Genomic DNA, 663 nt, shown 5'->3' with positions numbered 1-663 from the left:
CCCGCCGCGATAGGATTTGGTGAGGCTGATATAATAATCGGACTTGCCGATCACGGCGCCGGAACTGATCTGCTGCTTGTTGTAGTTGAAGCTGCCCGCCTCGACACGCGCCTGGAAATGATCGGCTGTATAGCCCGTGGGCGCCACGTAATTGATGGCACCCCCAAGCTGCAACCCGCCATAATCGAACGCATTCGCGCCACGCAGAACCTCGGTGTACTGGATGCCCAGCGTCTCGAAAAGCTCATAGGGCGTGCCGGCAGGGGTGGTGACGGGCAACCCGTCGAACATCAGCAGAATACCGGAGCGGAAGTAGTTGGTGCCCGTCTGGATGCCGGAGCCACGAATGGAGAGGCGCAACCCGTCGCCGCCGCCAGAGCTTTGGGCAAAGACGCCGGGCTGGAAGGCCAGCAGATCGGCATTGGTCAGATTGCGGCTGCGAAGGACTTCTTTCGAACTGATAACGGATACCCCACCCGGCACGGTTTCGAGCTGGCGGCTTGCTGCTGCGGCCGGGGAGAGACGATGCTGTGAAACGGTAATCGATTCCGCTTTGCCGATGATAGCCTTGACGCCGCCGCGTCGGTCGGGCGTCTGGACGCCCCTTCTGGCTCGATTGGTGGCTTTTGCCGACGCTGCGTGTCCCGCAGCTGACGGTGACTC

At 61.5% G+C, this 663-nt stretch carries 1 protein-coding gene; it reads right to left on the bottom strand.

Annotated elements, in window-relative coordinates:
• A partial coding sequence (locus tag P792_RS36810) for a Plug domain-containing protein (RefSeq protein ID WP_152530299.1) occupies window positions 1-663 on the bottom strand: 663 nt, incomplete at both ends.

It is taken from the genome of Asaia sp. SF2.1 (assembly GCF_000505765.1).
In the GTDB taxonomy this organism is placed as follows: Bacteria; Pseudomonadota; Alphaproteobacteria; order Acetobacterales; family Acetobacteraceae; genus Asaia; species Asaia bogorensis.
The sequence above is the reverse complement of the archived record's forward strand: the minus strand, read 5'-3'. Positions and strand labels throughout refer to the sequence as shown.